Source organism: Myxococcus stipitatus DSM 14675 (genome assembly GCF_000331735.1).
Taxonomy (GTDB): domain Bacteria; phylum Myxococcota; class Myxococcia; order Myxococcales; family Myxococcaceae; genus Myxococcus; species Myxococcus stipitatus.
On sequence record NC_020126.1, the window covers coordinates 7400036 to 7415914 of the forward strand.

At 69.1% G+C, this 15879-nt stretch carries 14 protein-coding genes; 6 read left to right on the forward strand and 8 right to left on the reverse strand.

What is annotated here, in order from left to right; all coding sequences use genetic code 11:
• Positions 1 to 34 precede the first annotated feature (34 nt).
• Positions 35 to 520, forward strand: coding sequence for a hypothetical protein (locus MYSTI_RS28475; RefSeq protein ID WP_044281501.1), 486 nt, complete (start codon positions 35 to 37; stop codon positions 518 to 520).
• Positions 521 to 544: 24 nt separating this feature from the next.
• Here MYSTI_RS28475 and MYSTI_RS28480 read toward each other — a convergent pair whose 3' ends face one another.
• On the reverse strand, positions 545 to 1171 hold the full coding sequence (locus MYSTI_RS28480; protein ID WP_015351271.1) for a DUF2306 domain-containing protein: 627 nt from the start codon (positions 1169 to 1171) through the stop codon (positions 545 to 547).
• Positions 1172 to 1502: 331 nt separating this feature from the next.
• Between MYSTI_RS28480 and MYSTI_RS28485 the strand changes: the two genes are divergently transcribed.
• Positions 1503 to 4532: a carboxypeptidase-like regulatory domain-containing protein gene (locus tag MYSTI_RS28485; RefSeq protein WP_044281503.1), complete on the forward strand. Its 3030-nt coding sequence runs from the start codon at positions 1503 to 1505 to the stop codon at positions 4530 to 4532.
• 3 nt (positions 4533 to 4535) lie between these two features.
• Here MYSTI_RS28485 and MYSTI_RS28490 read toward each other — a convergent pair whose 3' ends face one another.
• The 4 genes from MYSTI_RS28490 to MYSTI_RS28505 all read right to left on the reverse strand — a co-directional run bounded on the left by MYSTI_RS28490 (position 4536) and on the right by MYSTI_RS28505 (position 7556).
• Complete coding sequence (locus MYSTI_RS28490) at positions 4536 to 5141, reverse strand: FHA domain-containing protein (protein ID WP_015351273.1); 606 nt, start codon at positions 5139 to 5141, stop codon at positions 4536 to 4538.
• A 32-nt stretch (positions 5142 to 5173) separates the two neighbouring features.
• Positions 5174 to 5971, reverse strand: a complete 798-nt coding sequence (locus tag MYSTI_RS28495; RefSeq protein ID WP_015351274.1) for a glucose 1-dehydrogenase — start codon at positions 5969 to 5971, stop codon at positions 5174 to 5176.
• Positions 5968 to 6576: a TetR/AcrR family transcriptional regulator gene (locus tag MYSTI_RS28500; RefSeq protein WP_015351275.1), complete on the reverse strand. Its 609-nt coding sequence runs from the start codon at positions 6574 to 6576 to the stop codon at positions 5968 to 5970. Before MYSTI_RS28500 ends, MYSTI_RS28495 begins: the two co-directional genes overlap by 4 nt.
• Before the next feature lie 83 nt (positions 6577 to 6659).
• A complete protein-coding gene (locus tag MYSTI_RS28505; RefSeq protein WP_015351276.1) occupies positions 6660 to 7556 on the reverse strand; it encodes a beta propeller repeat protein in 897 nt (298 codons plus the stop codon).
• A gap of 115 nt (positions 7557 to 7671) precedes the next feature.
• On the opposite strand from MYSTI_RS28505, the gene MYSTI_RS28510 reads away from it, so the two are divergent.
• Entirely contained in the window at positions 7672 to 8106 is a 435-nt protein-coding gene (locus MYSTI_RS28510) for a GNAT family N-acetyltransferase (RefSeq protein ID WP_015351277.1), read from the forward strand.
• Here MYSTI_RS28510 and MYSTI_RS43365 read toward each other — a convergent pair.
• Positions 8016 to 8585: a hypothetical protein gene (locus MYSTI_RS43365; protein WP_144370171.1), complete on the reverse strand. Its 570-nt coding sequence runs from the start codon at positions 8583 to 8585 to the stop codon at positions 8016 to 8018. The genes MYSTI_RS28510 and MYSTI_RS43365 overlap by 91 nt on opposite strands.
• A gap of 126 nt (positions 8586 to 8711) precedes the next feature.
• Between MYSTI_RS43365 and MYSTI_RS28515 the strand changes: the two genes are divergently transcribed.
• Both MYSTI_RS28515 and MYSTI_RS41050 read left to right on the forward strand, forming a co-directional pair.
• Complete coding sequence (locus MYSTI_RS28515) at positions 8712 to 9575, forward strand: ferritin-like domain-containing protein (RefSeq protein WP_052351079.1); 864 nt, start codon at positions 8712 to 8714, stop codon at positions 9573 to 9575.
• A 180-nt stretch (positions 9576 to 9755) separates the two neighbouring features.
• A complete protein-coding gene (locus MYSTI_RS41050; RefSeq protein ID WP_084668208.1) occupies positions 9756 to 11324 on the forward strand; it encodes a fibronectin type III domain-containing protein in 1569 nt (522 codons plus the stop codon).
• Positions 11325 to 11347: 23 nt separating this feature from the next.
• On the opposite strand, the gene MYSTI_RS28525 is transcribed toward MYSTI_RS41050, so the two are convergent.
• Positions 11348 to 12700, reverse strand: a complete 1353-nt coding sequence (locus MYSTI_RS28525) for a hypothetical protein (protein ID WP_015351280.1) — start codon at positions 12698 to 12700, stop codon at positions 11348 to 11350.
• Positions 12701 to 12880: 180 nt separating this feature from the next.
• Between MYSTI_RS28525 and MYSTI_RS28530 the strand changes: the two genes are divergently transcribed.
• Positions 12881 to 15070, forward strand: coding sequence for a glycosyltransferase (locus MYSTI_RS28530; protein ID WP_015351281.1), 2190 nt, complete (start codon positions 12881 to 12883; stop codon positions 15068 to 15070).
• An 11-nt stretch (positions 15071 to 15081) separates the two neighbouring features.
• Here MYSTI_RS28530 and MYSTI_RS28535 read toward each other — a convergent pair whose 3' ends face one another.
• Complete coding sequence (locus tag MYSTI_RS28535; RefSeq protein ID WP_015351282.1) at positions 15082 to 15870, reverse strand: helix-turn-helix domain-containing protein; 789 nt, start codon at positions 15868 to 15870, stop codon at positions 15082 to 15084.
• Between the last annotated feature and the right edge of the window lie 9 nt (positions 15871 to 15879).

The window sequence follows — 15879 nt, forward strand, 5'->3', positions numbered from 1 at the left end:
GCCCTCGATATCCATCCTGAACGGAGCCGGTGGCGTGCGGATACAGGGACAGAACGACGGGGCGCGGGACTTCGACTTCCTCATGGGCTCCTGGCGGGTTCACAACCGCCGGCTCCGGGAGCGGCTGAAGGATTGCTCGGAGTGGATCTCCTTCGAGTCCTCCGCCGAGGAGCGGCCCCTTCCGGGCGGACTCGGCAACCAGGAGACCTATCGCAGCGAGTTCTGGCCCGGGTTCGTGGGCGTGGCCCTGCGCGTCTACAACCCCGCGACGAAGCAGTGGTCCATCACGTGGGTGGATAACCGGAGCCACACCATCGACCCGGCCGTCGTGGGCAGCTTCTCGGGCGACGTGGGCACGTTCGAGACGAGCGACACCTTCGAGGGCCGCCCCATCCGCGTGCGCTTCACCTGGACCCGACTGGGCCCGGACACCGCTCGCTGGGAACAGGCCTTCTCTCCCGACAACGGCCTGAGCTGGGAGACCAACTGGGTGATGGACTTCACGCGCTTGAAGGAATGAGCGCGCGGAACTCCCAACCCCAGGTCACGAAGACGCGAGCACTCGCGCCGGGCGCTGTCCGCGCGTGAGGAGGTAGGCCACGCCCAGATTGGGGACCCAGCAGAGCCAAGCGACGATGCGATAGGCCGAGATGAAGTCGCCCGTCCCTCGCACCAGGAAGGGCAGCCAGAGCCGCAGCGTGACAGCCGCGAAGCAGGCCGCATAGCTGTAGACCATCATGCGCCGGTGCTCCTCGATGCGCCGGTTCTTGATGTGCCACCAGGCGGAGGCCGTGGTGGAGAGCCAGACGAGGGCCAGGCTGATGAAGCCCGCCGCGGCGACGAAGCCTCCCGTGGCGAAGAAGCCGACGTAGAGGCCCGTGAGCCCGCTCACCAGCACCGCCCCGACGTAGACCTTTCCGAGGAACCGGTGCACCCCCGGGACCTTGAGCCGCAGCCTCGCGATAAACTGCGTCCAGCCGACGAACAGCGCGAGCCCTCCCAACGCGAGGTGCGTGTAGAAGGCCGCGTTCCAGACGGGACTCGTCAGCAGCTCCAGCCCCTTCCTCGCACGAAAGCCCGAGTTCGGGTCCGTGAAGAGGTAGATGCTCGGGTAGAGGCCCACACCCAGGCAGAGGACGGCGAAGAGAACCCAGAGTGCCTTGTTCTTCATCGGGAGATTCGTGGCTCGGAAGTGGGCGGTACGGTGCCGGAGATGAAACACCAGGAACAGCGCGCCGTGTTACCCGGTCCCTGCGCCGCGCGCTGGCCTGGCCACTACGTCCACGAGGTGGATGCGATTTCCTCGCGAGAGAGAATCCTCGCGCCGCCGAGCCCCCTCCCTCCAACCCGTAGGCACATGTAACCCTCCGAGGACGGCCAGGCCCCCTCCCCGCCTCGAGACTCCACCCCGGTCCGCCAGACCTGTCCTGGCCGCCGACCCGGGCGGCATGCTCTCCTTCCAGCCATCCGCTTGAGGGGACATCGCGAGCATGAGTCAGGACATGAGCACGGCGAAGCGTGGGAGGTGGCTGGGGCGGGTCGGTGTCCTGGTCCTGGTGCTCGGAGCCGCCGTCACATGGACCGTGGTGTCCAAGCCACTCGCGGCCCCCGAGACGACGCCCTCCACCGCCGTGCCCTCCCAGCGGCCCCCGCCAGTCTGGGCCGCGTCCCCTCCCTCGGGAGACGCGCGCATCACCGGCACGCTGCGCGAGGACAAGAGCCCCGTCCCTGGGGCACGCGTCTTCGCCTCCCGAAGCATCTCCGAGCAGGTCCTCGCGGAGGTGATGCCCTGCATCCCGCGTGAGTCGACCGCCCCCGGCGAATCCGTCGCCTCCGCGGGGGACCCGCCCTGCTGGGCACTGGACCCCGAGGAGCTGCGCGAGCAGGTGGACATCTACGCCCGGGCGGCCCGCCCGCTCACCGAAGCCACCACCAGCAAGGACGGCGCCTTCACCCTGGAAGGGCTCGCGGACGGGAAGGTCATGCTCTGGGCCCTCGCCGATACAGGGGCGGCCCTCCTGCCAGAGGTCGCGGTGGGCACAGAGAACGTGTCCCTGTCACTCGAAGCGGGCACCACGTTCCGCGGACAGGTCGTGAGCACCCCGGACGAGAAGCCCATCGCCAACGCGCGCGTCTTCCTCCTGGGCCACTCACAGCTGCTCTTCTTCGAGGCAACGACGGATGCCCAGGGCCGGTACGCCTTCGGGATGCTCCCACAAGCCACCTACGCCGCCGTGGTGATGGCGGAGGGCTGGGGCAGCCAGGTCTTCTGGCACGGGGGACTGCTGCGAGACCGCGTGCTGCTGGGAAGCCCCGCGCGCTTCGCGGGACGCGTCGTGTCCCCCCAAGGCCACCCCGTCGCGGGCATCCAGGTCGAGCTGGAGCGGGACAGCGCCGACACCCGGGCCGCGACCCTCACCGACTCCGAGGGGCGCTTCAGCCTCACGGTGCCGAAAGCAGTTTCCGGCTGGCTCTTCGCGGAGCGCCCTTCGCACGGTGACTTCGGCCGCATCTACACACCTCCCGGTGAGGACCTGGTCCTCGAGCTCGAGGCGGGAATCCACCTGGAAGGCACCGTGCGAGACGAGGAGGGCCGGTCCATCCCAGGCGCCCAGGTGACGGCCCTTCGCCTGGGGGCGGCGAGGTCTCCACAGCTCTCCACTGTCACGGACTCCGCGGGGCGCTATCGCCTGGGGCCCCTGGAGCCCATGGCCTTCGTGAACAGGGAGGCCTTCCGCAAGGCCCACCCGGAAGTCCACGGGACGCCTCTTCAGCGCGAGGTCTCCGTCCAAGCCGCCCACTACCTCGACGACTCCAGGATTCACGAAGGGGGGGTGAACACGCCCCCCATGGACTTCACGCTCAAGCGCGCGGCCACCGTGGAGGGAATCGCGGTGGACCCCGAGGGACGTCCCCTGCGGGACGTGATGGTGATGCTCGCCGTCAACAAGGGGGACCCCGAGAACCCTTCCACCCAACATGGCGAAGCAACCCTCACGGATGAGTCGGGGCGCTTCTCGGTGGATATCGACGGGGAGGGAGAAGGCTGGATTGACGCCGAGTCGGAGGACTTCACGATGGACTCCGTGGACGTGACGATTCCCTCGCGGGGCCTGCGACTGGTGCTCGACCCTCGCTCCACCCTTCCGGGGCGGGTGGTCGACGCGGAGGAGAGGCCCGTGCCCAACGTCTTCGTCTACCTGTACGTCGGAGGGGATGACGCCATCCGGGGGATGGAGACCTCGGATGACGAGGGGCGCTTCGTCTTCAAGGACCTCTCGCCGGGGCCGTACACCCTGAAGGCCTCGCTCTGGACCGGGGGGAACGCCACGCAGCGAGAGCTCGTCCAGCAGGCGGAGGTGCGCGAGGGCGAAGCCTCCGCGCCCGTCGTCCTGCGACTGGAAGCGGGGCGCTCGTTGCAAGGGCTCGTCGTCGACACCGAAGGGCGCCCGCTCTCCGACGTGAGGGTGCTCGCCAAGGCCATCGTCGAGGGCTCGCTGGACGGGGAGTCCTTCGACGCGACCTACAGCCCGAATGGAGTCCCCTCCAACGCCGAGGGCCGCTTCGTCCTGCGAGACTTGTCCGAGCCCCAATACGGGCTGGCCGTCGCCTCGGAGCGCTACCGACTGGACCCCGCGCGCTCTCGGGGAGGGACCCTGGTGGGGAAATCCTACCGGGTCGCGCGAGATGCCGCGGAGCTCCGGCTGGTGATGACGCGAGAGCCTCGGGTGCGTGGGCGGCTGGTCCAGGAGGATGGCTCCCCCCTGCCGGAGGCGCAGGTGGGCCCGCGTGGCGCCACCGCGAAGGACGGGAGCTTCGACGTGCCACGGGATGAGCTGGACGATGAGCGGCTGATCATCGAGCACCGGGACTTCATGCCCCTGGTCCGGGAGCTCGCCGCTCGTGGCAAGGGTGACCAGGACTTCGGGACGCTCACGATGTCGGTGGGCAGGACGGTGCGCGGCGTCCTGAGGGACCCCGACACGGGGAAACCCTTTACGGGCCGCCTCCAGGGCCCGGAGGGCGAGGCCATCGGCACGATTCCCCTCCTGGTCATGCTCGAGCCCGATGACGGCCGGCTCGCGGGAACACGCGCGGGCCACCTCCCCATGCAGACGGAGGACGACGGAACACTCGTGCTGAAGCACCTTCAATCGGTGCCGCTCATGATGGAGGTGATTGCGCGCCCCCATTACCTCCCCTTGCGCATGAGGCTGGGCCCGAATCAGGAATCCTTCGACGTGTCGCTGGTGCGTGGCGCCGCCGTGGAGGTGGTGATTCGCGACCTCGAGGGCAAGCCCATCCCCGCGGAGGTGACGCTCACGCCGAAGGAGCCGAAAGGAGACAACGAGGCGGTGAAGTTTCCCACGTACACCGGCAGCTTCACGACGAACATGCTGGTGCCGGGGCTCTACGTCGCGCAGACCCGGGTTCTCGATGGCGCGAACCCAGGGCTCGTCTTCGCCCCCACTCCGCTGCGCATCCCCGTCGGCGGCGCGGCGTCCTTCACGCTGACGCCCATCCGTCCCTAGTCGTCACTTCCCAATCTTCACGACGCAGTCGCCCAGCTCCAGCAGGAGCGGCTGCAACGCGGAGACGCTCCAGCGCTCGCCCGGGGTCGAGGAGCAGGTTCCTCCAGCGCGAGTCTCCCCCTCCACCACCTCGATGAAGTAGCGGGGATGGTGGCCACCGCCCACCGTCACCTGGGCGTGGACCGGTGCCACTCCCTCCCGGTCCACGACGATGCGGTTGGTGCTCGCCCGGCCGAGGGTGACGGGCCTCGACCACGTCTGACGTGTACCGCCGAGCTCCACCGTGCCGAGGAGGGTTCCATCCTTCGCGCTCACGGTCGCCAGGATGCGCCCCATCACCACGCGCCAGTACAAAAGCTCCGCGGGAAAGGGACGCTCATCGCCCCAGGCGAGTGTGCCGGACTCGGGGTGGACGCGGAGCGTCTCGAAGTTCTCCGGGACACTCAGCCAGTCGCGCGTCTGGATGGAGAGGTCCGGGGTTCGCTTCTTGTTCCATTCGTATTCGAAGAGGAAGGCGCTCAGGTCCACTTCCCCCGCGCGCCCGTCGCTGAAGCGCAGGTCCACGGCGAAGGGCGCGACACAGCGGGCTTCGAGAATGACTGCGGCCATCCGGATTCCCTCCGTCCAAGCAGTGACACGACTCATCGCAAGAGCGAGCTGACGCCGCCATCCACGATCATCGAGTGTCCGGTGACGAAAGACGAGGCCTCCGAGCAGAGCCAGAGCGCCGCGGCGGCTGCCTCGGAGGCGTCACCGATGCGCCCCATCGGGATGAACTGCTTGATCTGCTCCCGAAGCGCGGCGCTCGCCCCCGCATCCCCGCCCGTCAGTTGGTCCACGGCACCGTCCAGCATGGGTGTCTCGAAGGAGCCCGCCACCAGCGTGTTCACCCGGATGCCCAGCCGCGCGTACTCCTGCGCGGCCGTCTTCGTCAGCGCGATGACCCCAGCCTTCGCCGCGGGATAGAACCCCTGCCCTCCCACACCCCCCAGGCCCGCGACGGAGGAGGTGTTGACCAGGACGCCGCCTCGAGGCGACTGCGCCAGCATGGCTCGCACCTCGTGCTTCATGCACAACCAGACGCCTCGCATGTGGACGTTCACCGTCTCGTCGAAGTCGGTGAGTTCCTGCGAATGGAGCGGCCCGAGGTGTCTCCCCATCGCGCCCGCGTTGTTGAACGCGCAGTCCAGCCGACCATGGGCCTCCACCGTCTGCCGTACGAGCGCCTCCACCTGACTCTCGTCCGAGACATCGCAGCGGATGAACCGCGCCTCGCCCCCTCGGGCGCGAATCTCCCGGACCACCTCCTCGCCCGGATCCACACGCCGGGCGGAGACGACGACACGCGCGCCCTCCTGGGCGAACGCGAGCGCCGCCGCTCGACCAATCCCCGAGGAACCTCCCGTCACCAGGACCACCTTGTTCTCGAACATCCTCATGGTGCCGCCTCCTTCAGTCCGAACCTGCGCAGCAGGCGTTGCTTGACGGAATCGGTGGGAAAGGCCGCGCCCGGCGCCTTCACGAGCAGCCCCAGCGCCAGCCCGTTCAGGGCCGACTGGAAGACGAGTGCGTCCAGCCGCGGGTCGTCGCTGCCGGACTCGGTGAAGAGCGCGACGAGCTGACCCGTGACGCGGGCGAACTCCGGCGCGAGCGCCTCCTCCGCGCGCCGCAGCGCCGGAGTGGCTCCGGGTTGCAACAGCAACGCGAAGTACAGCCGGTACAGCTCGTGGTTCTGGACAATCTGCTCCACGGAGCTGTCGACGATGTACCTCAGCTTCTCCTCGGCGCTGACGTCCGATGGCACTGCCGCGTAGGTCGCCGCGGCCTCGCGCAGCCGGTCCTCCATCAGCCCCTGAAGCAGCGCATCCTTGCTCGGGTAGTAGTTGTAGATGAGCCCCTTGGAGACACCCGCGCGCTTGGCAATCTCCGCGATGGAGGCCGCGTGGAAGCCCTTCTCGATGAACAGCTCGAGCGCCGCGCGGCGGATGGCCGTGCTGGAGCGCTCGCGCATCTGCCGGTTCTGCTCGACGGCCCTCGGCGACATCCGTCCACCCTCCACCCTGGGAGAATGGACTCGAAGCTAATATTGACTGACCGGACGGTCAATGAATAGGACCGAGGACGGACTCAGACCACCCGGGTCCACTGAGTGCCGTCGAACGACAGGATGTCCTTCTCCCCGTTCGACCACATCACGCCCTCGCTGGCGCTCAGCTGGTAGCAGGACTTCGGCGGGTCCGCGCCGAAGTTGACGGCCTCCAGCCGCTCGCCCTCCAGCCGGTAGACGTGCGACAGGGTCGAGACGTAGAGGCGGTCCTGGAACCACTCCAGGTCCCAGATGTTGTCCTCGGTTCCGCCGTGAGGGATGGCCCGCCAGGAGTCACCGCGGCCCTCCAGGAGCACCCCGCCATGGCCGGCGACATAGACTTGGCCATTGCCCGCGCACTTGACGGCGGTGAGGGTCGCGGAGGTCGGCGGCTCGCGGCGAGTCCACTGGGCGCCTTCGAGCTGCCACAGGGCGCCTTCCCGGCCCACGGCATAGAGGTCGCCAGCCGAGAACCCATCGAGCGCCTGACCATTGAAGGTGTCAGGGAGTCCTTCGTCGATTCGAGCCCAGGACTTGAGCCCCGTCAGGCGATAGACAATCCCACGCAGCCCCAGGGCATACGCCTCACCCTCGACGCTCGATACCGAGCGAATCCCCGAGATTCGCGGCGTCGGAGGCGCGGGGGTGCTGTCACTGAAGATGTCACCGGACTTCGACCCCTGCGCCGTGATGACGGAGTAGTACCCGTTACCCGCTATCGAAACGAGCCCCAGCTCCGGCTTCGCGATGAGGGCCAGGGAGTGGGCATCGTAGTTTGCGTCCCCTCGGGTCAGCACGCCGTCCTTGAAGCGGAAGGTGACGGTGTGCGGGACGCCCCGCTTCTCTTTCTTGGGGTCCGCGGCATAGATGTAGCCCAGGCCGGGCAGGCGTACGACCGCGGTGCGGATGAGGAGACCCTTCAGCGACGATTGAGCCATGTCGCATTCGCTTGAAACATGAAACGAGCGAGTTGTCATGACGTCGAGGCCCCGTCACTCGCTCGAGCGACGCCTGGAACCGGCGCCCTCTTGCTGATAGTGCCACGGGGCCCTCATGGAACACCTCGCCCCCCTATCCATCGCCGACCGCCTGCGCCTGGTGGAAGTCTGGGAAGCCGCCGTGCGCGCCACCCACCACTTCCTCTCGGAAGAGGACATCCAGTTCTTCAAGCCGCTGGTGCGCGACACCTACCTCGATGCGGTGCGACTCACCTGTCTGCGGGATGGCGACGGCCGCATCTCGGGCTTCATCGGAACCGCCGACGGGAAGGTGGAGATGCTCTTCGTCGACCCAGCGCAACACGGCCGGGGCATCGGTCGTGCGTTGCTCGAGCACGCCGTGGCCCAGGGCGCGCGCGCCGTCGACGTCAATGAGCAGAACCCCCAGGCGGTGGGCTTCTACCTGCGCATGGGCTTCGTCCAACAGGGGCGCTCCGAGCTCGATGGCTCGGGAAAGCCCTTCCCGCTCCTGCACCTCGTCAAGCCGTAGCGGCGCGCTACCTGCGCGACCAGTTCACCGCGGTGAGGTGGCGGCCAATCTCCAGCAGGTCCTTGGGAGCGAAGCCCTTCCTTCACGACGAGCAGGAGATGGGTGTAGCGAGTGAGGATGCGCGCGAGGTGGGCACGGGACTGCTTCATCTGGCCGATGAAGCAATCGGCCAGCGCCTTGGCGAAGGCGGACACCTGTCGCTGCATCGGGGGTGGGAAGCGGTCCAGCACCGGCCACCAGTCCGTCGCGTTGATGCCGAAGCGGACGTCGTAGAACCACCGGCGCACCAGGTCGGGGAGGACTTGCTGGACGACGTTCTGCGCCAGGCGGCCGAAGCCTGGCAGGTGCTCTTCGAAGCCTCGGCGGAGGCGGGCCAGGAATATCTGCTCGGAGCCTTCGGCCCCCTTGGAGATGTTCGGCGTCCACGCGGCGAGCAGGGCCAGGGAGCCTCGAGCCCCCGTGGCAATCCCAAGTGCCACTCGGCTATGATTGTCACGACATTCCCAACCGGGCCGGGGGTTGGATTCACATCGAGGAATCCCCTGCTCCCGCCCAAGAATCCCCGACTGCGACGCACGTTTCATGGCCTGTGGCTCGCGGCGCCCGTGCTGTCGTTGTGCGCCTGTGGTCCCAGTGAAGACTGCTCGACCGGCCCCCTGACGCTGACGGCCCAGGGCATCGAGCTCGCGTCCAACGACCCCGCGAAGCAATGCAATCAGTGCCCCAGACATCCCGAAAAGGCCCCCCTCCACACCTGCACCGTCCGGCCCCTCCCCGACACCACGCGGGTCGACCTCGTGTGTCACTACCTCACCTGCTCGAACGATGGCCGGCGGCCCGAGGGACTCCAGGATGTGAGGCCCGAGGAGTCCTGTGAGCTGGGGATGTTGTTCGCACACGCGGCCTGGCTCGAAGCCGCCTCCGTTCCCGCCTTCCTGCGACTCGCGGACGAGCTGCGGGCGCATGGCGCACCCGAGCGATTGATACAGGCGGCCCGTCGGTCAGCGGCGGACGAGGTGCGACACACGCGCGTCATGCGAGAGCTCGCGCACCGACACGGCGCGACGATGCCTGAAGTGGACCTCGCGCCCTTCCAGTCGCGAGACCTGGAGGCCATGTGTCTCGAGAACGCGACCGAGGGTTGTGTTCGCGAGGCCTATGGTGCGCTCGTCGCGGGGTGGCAAGCCCGCACCGCGAATGACGAAGAGGTGCGTCAGGCGATGACCGCCATCGCACGGGACGAGCTGCGGCATGCCGAGCTCGCCTGGGCCGTGGATGACTGGGCGACCGAGCGGCTGCCGCCCGAGGCAAGAGCGCGTCTGCGCGAGGCGCGCGAGGAGGCGCTGCTGCACCTGCGGAACGAGGTCGAGCGCCACGCACCGCCCCCGCTCCTCGTGCGTGACGCAGGTGTCCCCTCGCGAGACGAAGCGCTCCGCCTGGTCAATGGAATGACCGAGCTGCTCGCCTGACAGCGAGGCGCGTCGAGCCACCTCCGGCCCGACGCGCCTTCACCGAGCCCTGGAGCCACCGCGCTCCAGGGCTTCACGAACGGCCGGCAAGCCCAGGGCACTCCGCGCGAACATTGTTGAGGTCCGCCGTGACGTCTAGCCTCCGCGGCCCCACCCCGTCGGCTCAGCCCGGAGGCAGTCGTGGCACCTCGTTGGTCATCGCTCATCACCTGGATGTGTGGCCCGTCCCTGTGTCTCTTTCTCGGATGCGGAGCACCGCCATCCCCCGAGGAGGTCGCGCCGACACAAGCAAGACAGACGCTCGCCGACACCGAGCCTCCGCCGGTTCCCACCGGCTTGAGTGTCACCGCCGCGAACTCGGGCGTCATCGTGACGTGGGACCCGAATCCAGCCACCGACCTCAAGGACCACGCCCTCCGCTATCGCGTGGTGGGCCAGACGACGTACTCCTACAAATGGGGCGTGGGACAGCCGCCCCTGACACTCGCGGGCCTTGCGAACGGCGTGACGTATGCCTTCGAGTTGAAGGCGCAGGACACGTCGGGCAATGCCTCCGCGTATTGCGCACCCGTGGAGGCCTCGCCGACCCCCACGGGCGCGGATGTGACGCCTCCGTCGGTACCCTCGCAGCTGGCGGCGTCCCCCGGTGACGGCGTGCTCCTGCTCTCGTGGACCGCGAACCCCGAGCCCGACCTCCGCCGGTACACCGTGAAGTATCGCGTCGCGGGAGCAGCCACGTACAGCTATCGCTACAACCTCACCCAGCCGCTGGTGACCCTCACCGGGCTGGTGAACGGCACGGCCTACGAACTGATGGTGAAGGCCGAGGATGTGTCCGGAAACACCTCCACGTACTCCCCCTCCGTCACCGCGACGCCCGTCGCGAGCACGCCGCAGTGCCCGACCTTCGGCGCGCCGGTCAACCTGACGCCGCACAACGTGAGCATCCTCACGGATGCCTCGGGCCTGGCGGCCAGCCGACAGCAAGCCAACGTCGTCTGGACCCACAATGACCGATGTGGCGCCAGCGGTGGCACCTGCGTGGAGCACGTCTACGCCCTCAGCGCCGTGGACGGGCATTTTCTGGGCACCTACGTGCTCTCCAACAACCTGAACCTCGACTGGGAGGACATGGCCATGGGGCCCGGCCCGGTCAGCGGCGTGGACTACCTGTACGTGGGCCGCATCGGAGACAACAACGGCAACCCCGCGGTGAAGGAGGTCGTGCGCTTCCCCGAGCCCACCGCCAGCGCCACCCAGACGCCCACGACGGTGTCGGTCAGCGGCGTGGAGCGCTTCCCGTTCACCTATCCCGGAGGCGTGTCCCCCAACGCGGAGGCCCTGTTCGTGGACACCCAGGGCGACATCTACATCGTGACCAAGGTCCCCAGCGGGCACTCGCAGGTGTATCGCTATTCCGCGCCACTGAACCCACCGGGCGTGAGCCGGCTGCTGGAGCTGGTGGCGGAGCTCGACTTCCTTCCGGCGTCCACGGCCGAGGAGGACCGCGTCGTCACCGGCGGCGCCATCTCCCCGGACGGCGGCGAGATTCTTCTCAAGACGTATACCCACACCTTCCTGTGGAAGCGGCAGCCCAGGCAGGGCGTCGTGGCCGCGCTGCTCGGCGGTCGGTGTGAGGTGACGAACCCTGGCTACTCGGAGGCGCTGACCTTCGCGCCGGGCGGCGGCGCGTTCTTCTCGCTGGGAGAGGGGAACACGAAGGCGCTCAAGCGGGTGCCTCGCCTGTGAAGTGAGGCACCGCGCGGAGGTCGCTAGGGTTGGGGGGCTGGAGCGCGAACCTCGGGGGCCTGGAGGACCAGGTCTCCCGCTCGCGGCCCCGCGCTGGCGCGCCAGCCAGGCGCCAACTCCAGCACCCAGCCCTCGCCCTCCCAGCGCGCCTCACGAGGTCCCGAGGCAGGTGCATTCACCGTGGCCAGCTTCCAGTCCGAGGAGAGGAGCACCCCGGAGGTCACGGTGAGCGAGCCCCACGCATCGACGATGCGCGCGCCGGGATACACCGTGCCGTGCTCGCCGAGCGGCACGAGCTCTCCGGGGTTGAACTGGATGCGCATGCGCACCAGGGGCAGGCGCAGCACGGGCCCCTCCACCAGCTTCTTGCGCAGCGCCTCGGCGCGAGCCTGGGCGACACGAGCCCGCTCGCGCTCGGCCTCTCGAAGGGCGGCGCCACCGTGGCGAGCTTCGCGCTCGGGCGAAGGCTCGGGCGCGCTCAGCCCCAGCGCGTCCTGGAGCAGCCCTCCCAGGTCCGCCCCGGCCAGCGCGCGCGTCCGCCACCCCTTGGCGCGAGCCCCCGCCTCATCCAGCAGGAGGCCGTAGGCGGGCCCGGAGGCATACGCGAAGGAGCGCACGAAGGAGCTGCGCTTGACGGCATCCTCGAGGTTCTCCAGCGCCAGCGCGCGCCGGCCCCGAGCATCCGCCGCCCCCAGCACCACGCCCGTGTACTCGGCGAGCCCCTCGTTGTCCTCGAGTCGCCACTCTTCCGCCGCGGCCGAGGAGAAGCGGGCTCGGCGCTCGTGACGGAAGGCCAGCGCATCCTCGACGGCCTTGGCGCGGACGGCGGGCACCGTCGCGCGCAGGGCCGCCGCCAGGGCGCGCCACTCGAGTTGCAGCAGCGTGCGGCCCTCCAGGTCCTCGAGGTGTGCGTTGTTCACGTTCTTCACGTCGTGGCCCAAGGTGGTGCGGAGCCGGTGGAAGGCCTCGTGGGCGAGCAGGCCCCGGCGACGCGCGGGGGACTCGGGCAAGGGGCCTCGGAGCTGGACCCAGGTGGTCCCCGCCCACGTCATGGCCGTGTTGGCGATGGTGAGGTCCGCGGGGAGGATGCCCACCCAAGGTCCCGTCCCCTTCCCCTCGGGCCAGGCGCTCGCGACGAACACGCGCGTGTCGGGGTGGACGACCAGGAGGGGAGCACACAGCGAGTGGCCCCACAGCCTTCGCCCCTCGGCGTCACACGTTCGCTGGAACTCCGCGAAGGAAGAGGTCAGCGCCCCGACCTCCAACACCTCGGGCACCGGCTTCGCCTCGGGCGCGGCCAGGGCCGAACCGGAGCCAGAGACGCCGAGCACCACCGCGGACATCCGCGTGAGCTTCATCCATCGAAGAACTGTCATCGAGCCACTCTCCCATCCGAGCCGGAAGGATGCGAGCGAAGGAGTCCTCGTCGAGCGCGGTGACGGCGGAGGACACTTCGCGCCCCGCTCGACAAAGTCCTGGGCGCCATCCGACCTGGGGCGGCCTATAGTCCCGCGCCCCACGCGGTTCGCTTCGACGCTCCTACCCAGGTTCACGCCTTGCGCATCTGCCTCGTATCCAAAGAGCTCTCGCCGTTCTTCGGGGGCGGCATCGGCACCTATGTCGCACTCATGAGCCGGGCCTTCGCGGACGCGGGGCACGAGGTCCATGTCCTCACCGCGCCACACCCGGGACTCGAGCGAGCGCCCGTTCTCCTCCCCGGTGTGCGGGTCCACACCGTCGCCGAGCTGGAGCCTGGCTACGCGGGGGCCTTCCCCTTTCCGCCGCTGCGGCACGCCATGGCGGCGTACACCGCGCTGCAGTCGCTGCACGCCCAGCACCCGTTCGACCTCATCGAGTTCCCCGAATACGAGGGCGAGGGCTACTTCGCGCTGCGAGCCCGGAGGACGCTGGGGCAGTTCGCCACCGCCGTGCTCGCGGTCCGCCTCCACACCCCCACGCACGAAGTCCAGCACTTCAATCGCGTCACCACGCTGGACATGGACGCCGCCCAGCAGGAGTTCATGGAGGACTGCTCCATCCGGGACGCGGACCTGCTGCTGTCCCCCACGCAGTCCCTGCTCGACCTCGTGAGGGCGCGGCTGGGGCTCGGGGACGAAGGCGTGGTGGTGCCCCACCCCTTCCCCACGAGCTCCTTCGCCCCGCCCACGGCGCGCCCCCGCGCCGAGCCACCGCGCGTGCTGTACTTCGGGCGGCTCGAGTACCGGAAGGGCGTGCAGCACCTCATCGAGGCGATGCAGCTCCTCTTCGCGCGCGGACTCCAGGCAGAGGTCCAGCTCGTGGGAGGAGACACGCGAACGGGGCCCTTCGGCCGGTCCATGCGCGAGTGGCTGGAGCGCCGCATCGCGCCGGAATGGAAGCACCGCTTCCACTTCGAAGCTCCACGCCCGCGCGACGAGCTCGCCGCCATCATCTCGGAGGCGACGGTCTGCTGCTTCCCGTCGCTCTGGGAGAACTTCCCCAACGTGTGCCTGGAGGCCATGAGCGCCGGCTGCCTCGTCGTCGGCGGCGACGCAGGCGGCATGGCGGAGGTCATCCAGGATGGCCGCAGCGGCCTCCTGTTCCGCGCGGGAGACTCGAAGCATCTGGCGGAGGTCCTCGAGCGGGCGCTGACCACGCCCTCGCTGCAACAAGCCGTGCGCGACGCGGCCCCCGCGCGAATCGCCGACTACTGCCAGCCCGCGAGCATCGTGCGTCAGGTCGAAGCCGCCGTCGCCGCGCATCCGCCCCGCCTCCCCACGCTTCGCCCGCCGCCCAAGGCCCACGGGAGCACGCCCCGCGTGACCTTCCTCGTGCCCTACTTCAACATGGGGCGCTACCTGCCGGAGACCTTGCGCTCCATCCGCGCGCAGACCTTCACGGACTACGAAATCCTCGTCGTGGATGACGGCTCCACCGACCCGCACAGCCGCGCGTTGCTGGAGACCTTGGACGCACCGGACCTGCGCATCATCTCCAAGCAGAACGGAGGGCTCAGCTCCGCTCGGAACGCGGGGCTGAAGGAAGCAAGGGGGCACTATGTCCTCCCGCTGGACGCGGACGACCTCCTCCAGCCCACCTTCCTGGAGAAGGCCATCGCCCTCATGGAGGGCTCGCGAGACTTCGCCTTCGTGACGTCGCTGGTGTCCTACTTCATCGACGACCCGGCGCGTGTCGTGGGCGGCTGGGCCCCCTGGGGCGTCGAGCGAGATGCCCTCTGGGTGTTCAACGTCGCCTCCACCTGCACCGCGCTGATGGAGCGCCGACACGTGGAGGAGGTCGGCGGCTACGACGAGTGGCTCACGGCCTATGAAGACTGGGATGTCTTCTGCTCGCTCGCCGAGCGAGGACTCTCGGGCACGGTCATCCCCGAGCCCCTCTTCCAGTACCGGCTGCGCCCGGACTCGATGACCCGCACCACGGTGGTGACGGACCGCTACGCGGTGATGGCGTACCTGTACCAGAAGCACCCCTCGCTGGCCCTCCATCCGGAGCGCTCCCTGCGCATCCTCCAGGGCGAGGCGCACAAGCAGCAGCAGTTGGCGGCGCGGAGCATCGCGCCCACCAAGCCCCTGTTGCACCAGGTCGCGGACCGGGTGAACGAGGCCCTCAAGCAGCAATTGGAGCCCTTCCACCCCGCGCTGCGGCGAACCGCGCAGTGGCTCCTGAAGTCGGGGCCCGAGGACTCACGCCCCCTGCGCTATCAGCTCATGGAGAAGGTGAAGCGGCTCAAGCCTCCGGGCCGGTAGGACAGGACGCCTCACCCACCTCCGCGCCGGACGACGGCGGGCGTCAGGCCCGTCAGTCGACGGAAGACGGTGGTGAAGTGGCTCTGCGAGCTGAAGCCGACCTCGAGTGCAATCTCGCCCAGGGAGTGGTGGGTGCGGCTCAGCAGCTCCCGTGCGCGCTCCACCCGCCGCTGCTGCACATAGGCATGGGGTGTCATCGCCATGGACTGGCGAAAAGCCCGGGTGAAGTAGAAGACGCTCAAGCCTGAGTGGCGCGCCAATTCCTCCACCCGGATGCGCCGCGCCAGATGGGCCTCGATGAAGAGCCGCACGCGATGGAGCGCGGCGGCGGAGAGGCCACCGCGCCGCCGAGCCGCCCCCGCGCCTCCTGGCGCCTGGAGGAGCCTGGCGACCCGGGAAGCGTGCCGGTCTTGCACCCCGCGCACGGCGCTCAAGACGCCCGCGAGGACCTTCAGGTCCGCCTCGGGCAAGGCCGCCATCAGCTGGAACCCCTCCTCGCGAAGGGGCCCCCAGATGGTCTCGATCCACTCCCGCGCATGCTCGGTGAGCACGAGCCGACGGCCACTCCCCGCGGCCTCTCGTCGGACGTAACCCGCGAGCTCCAGGCGCTCCACGTCGGTGCCTCGAGGGACGGCGCTCAAGGGCGAAGGGCCACCGAAGTGGAGCTGCGCCAGGCACGCCATCTCCGCTCGGCCCAGCGCGAGCACCTCGCCGACGGTGGCGTCGAAGAGCGCGGAGGCCTCCTGGAAGTGGGCGATGTCGGCGCCTATCTGCTCGAGGAGGGCATGTCGGGGACCCATGACGAACAC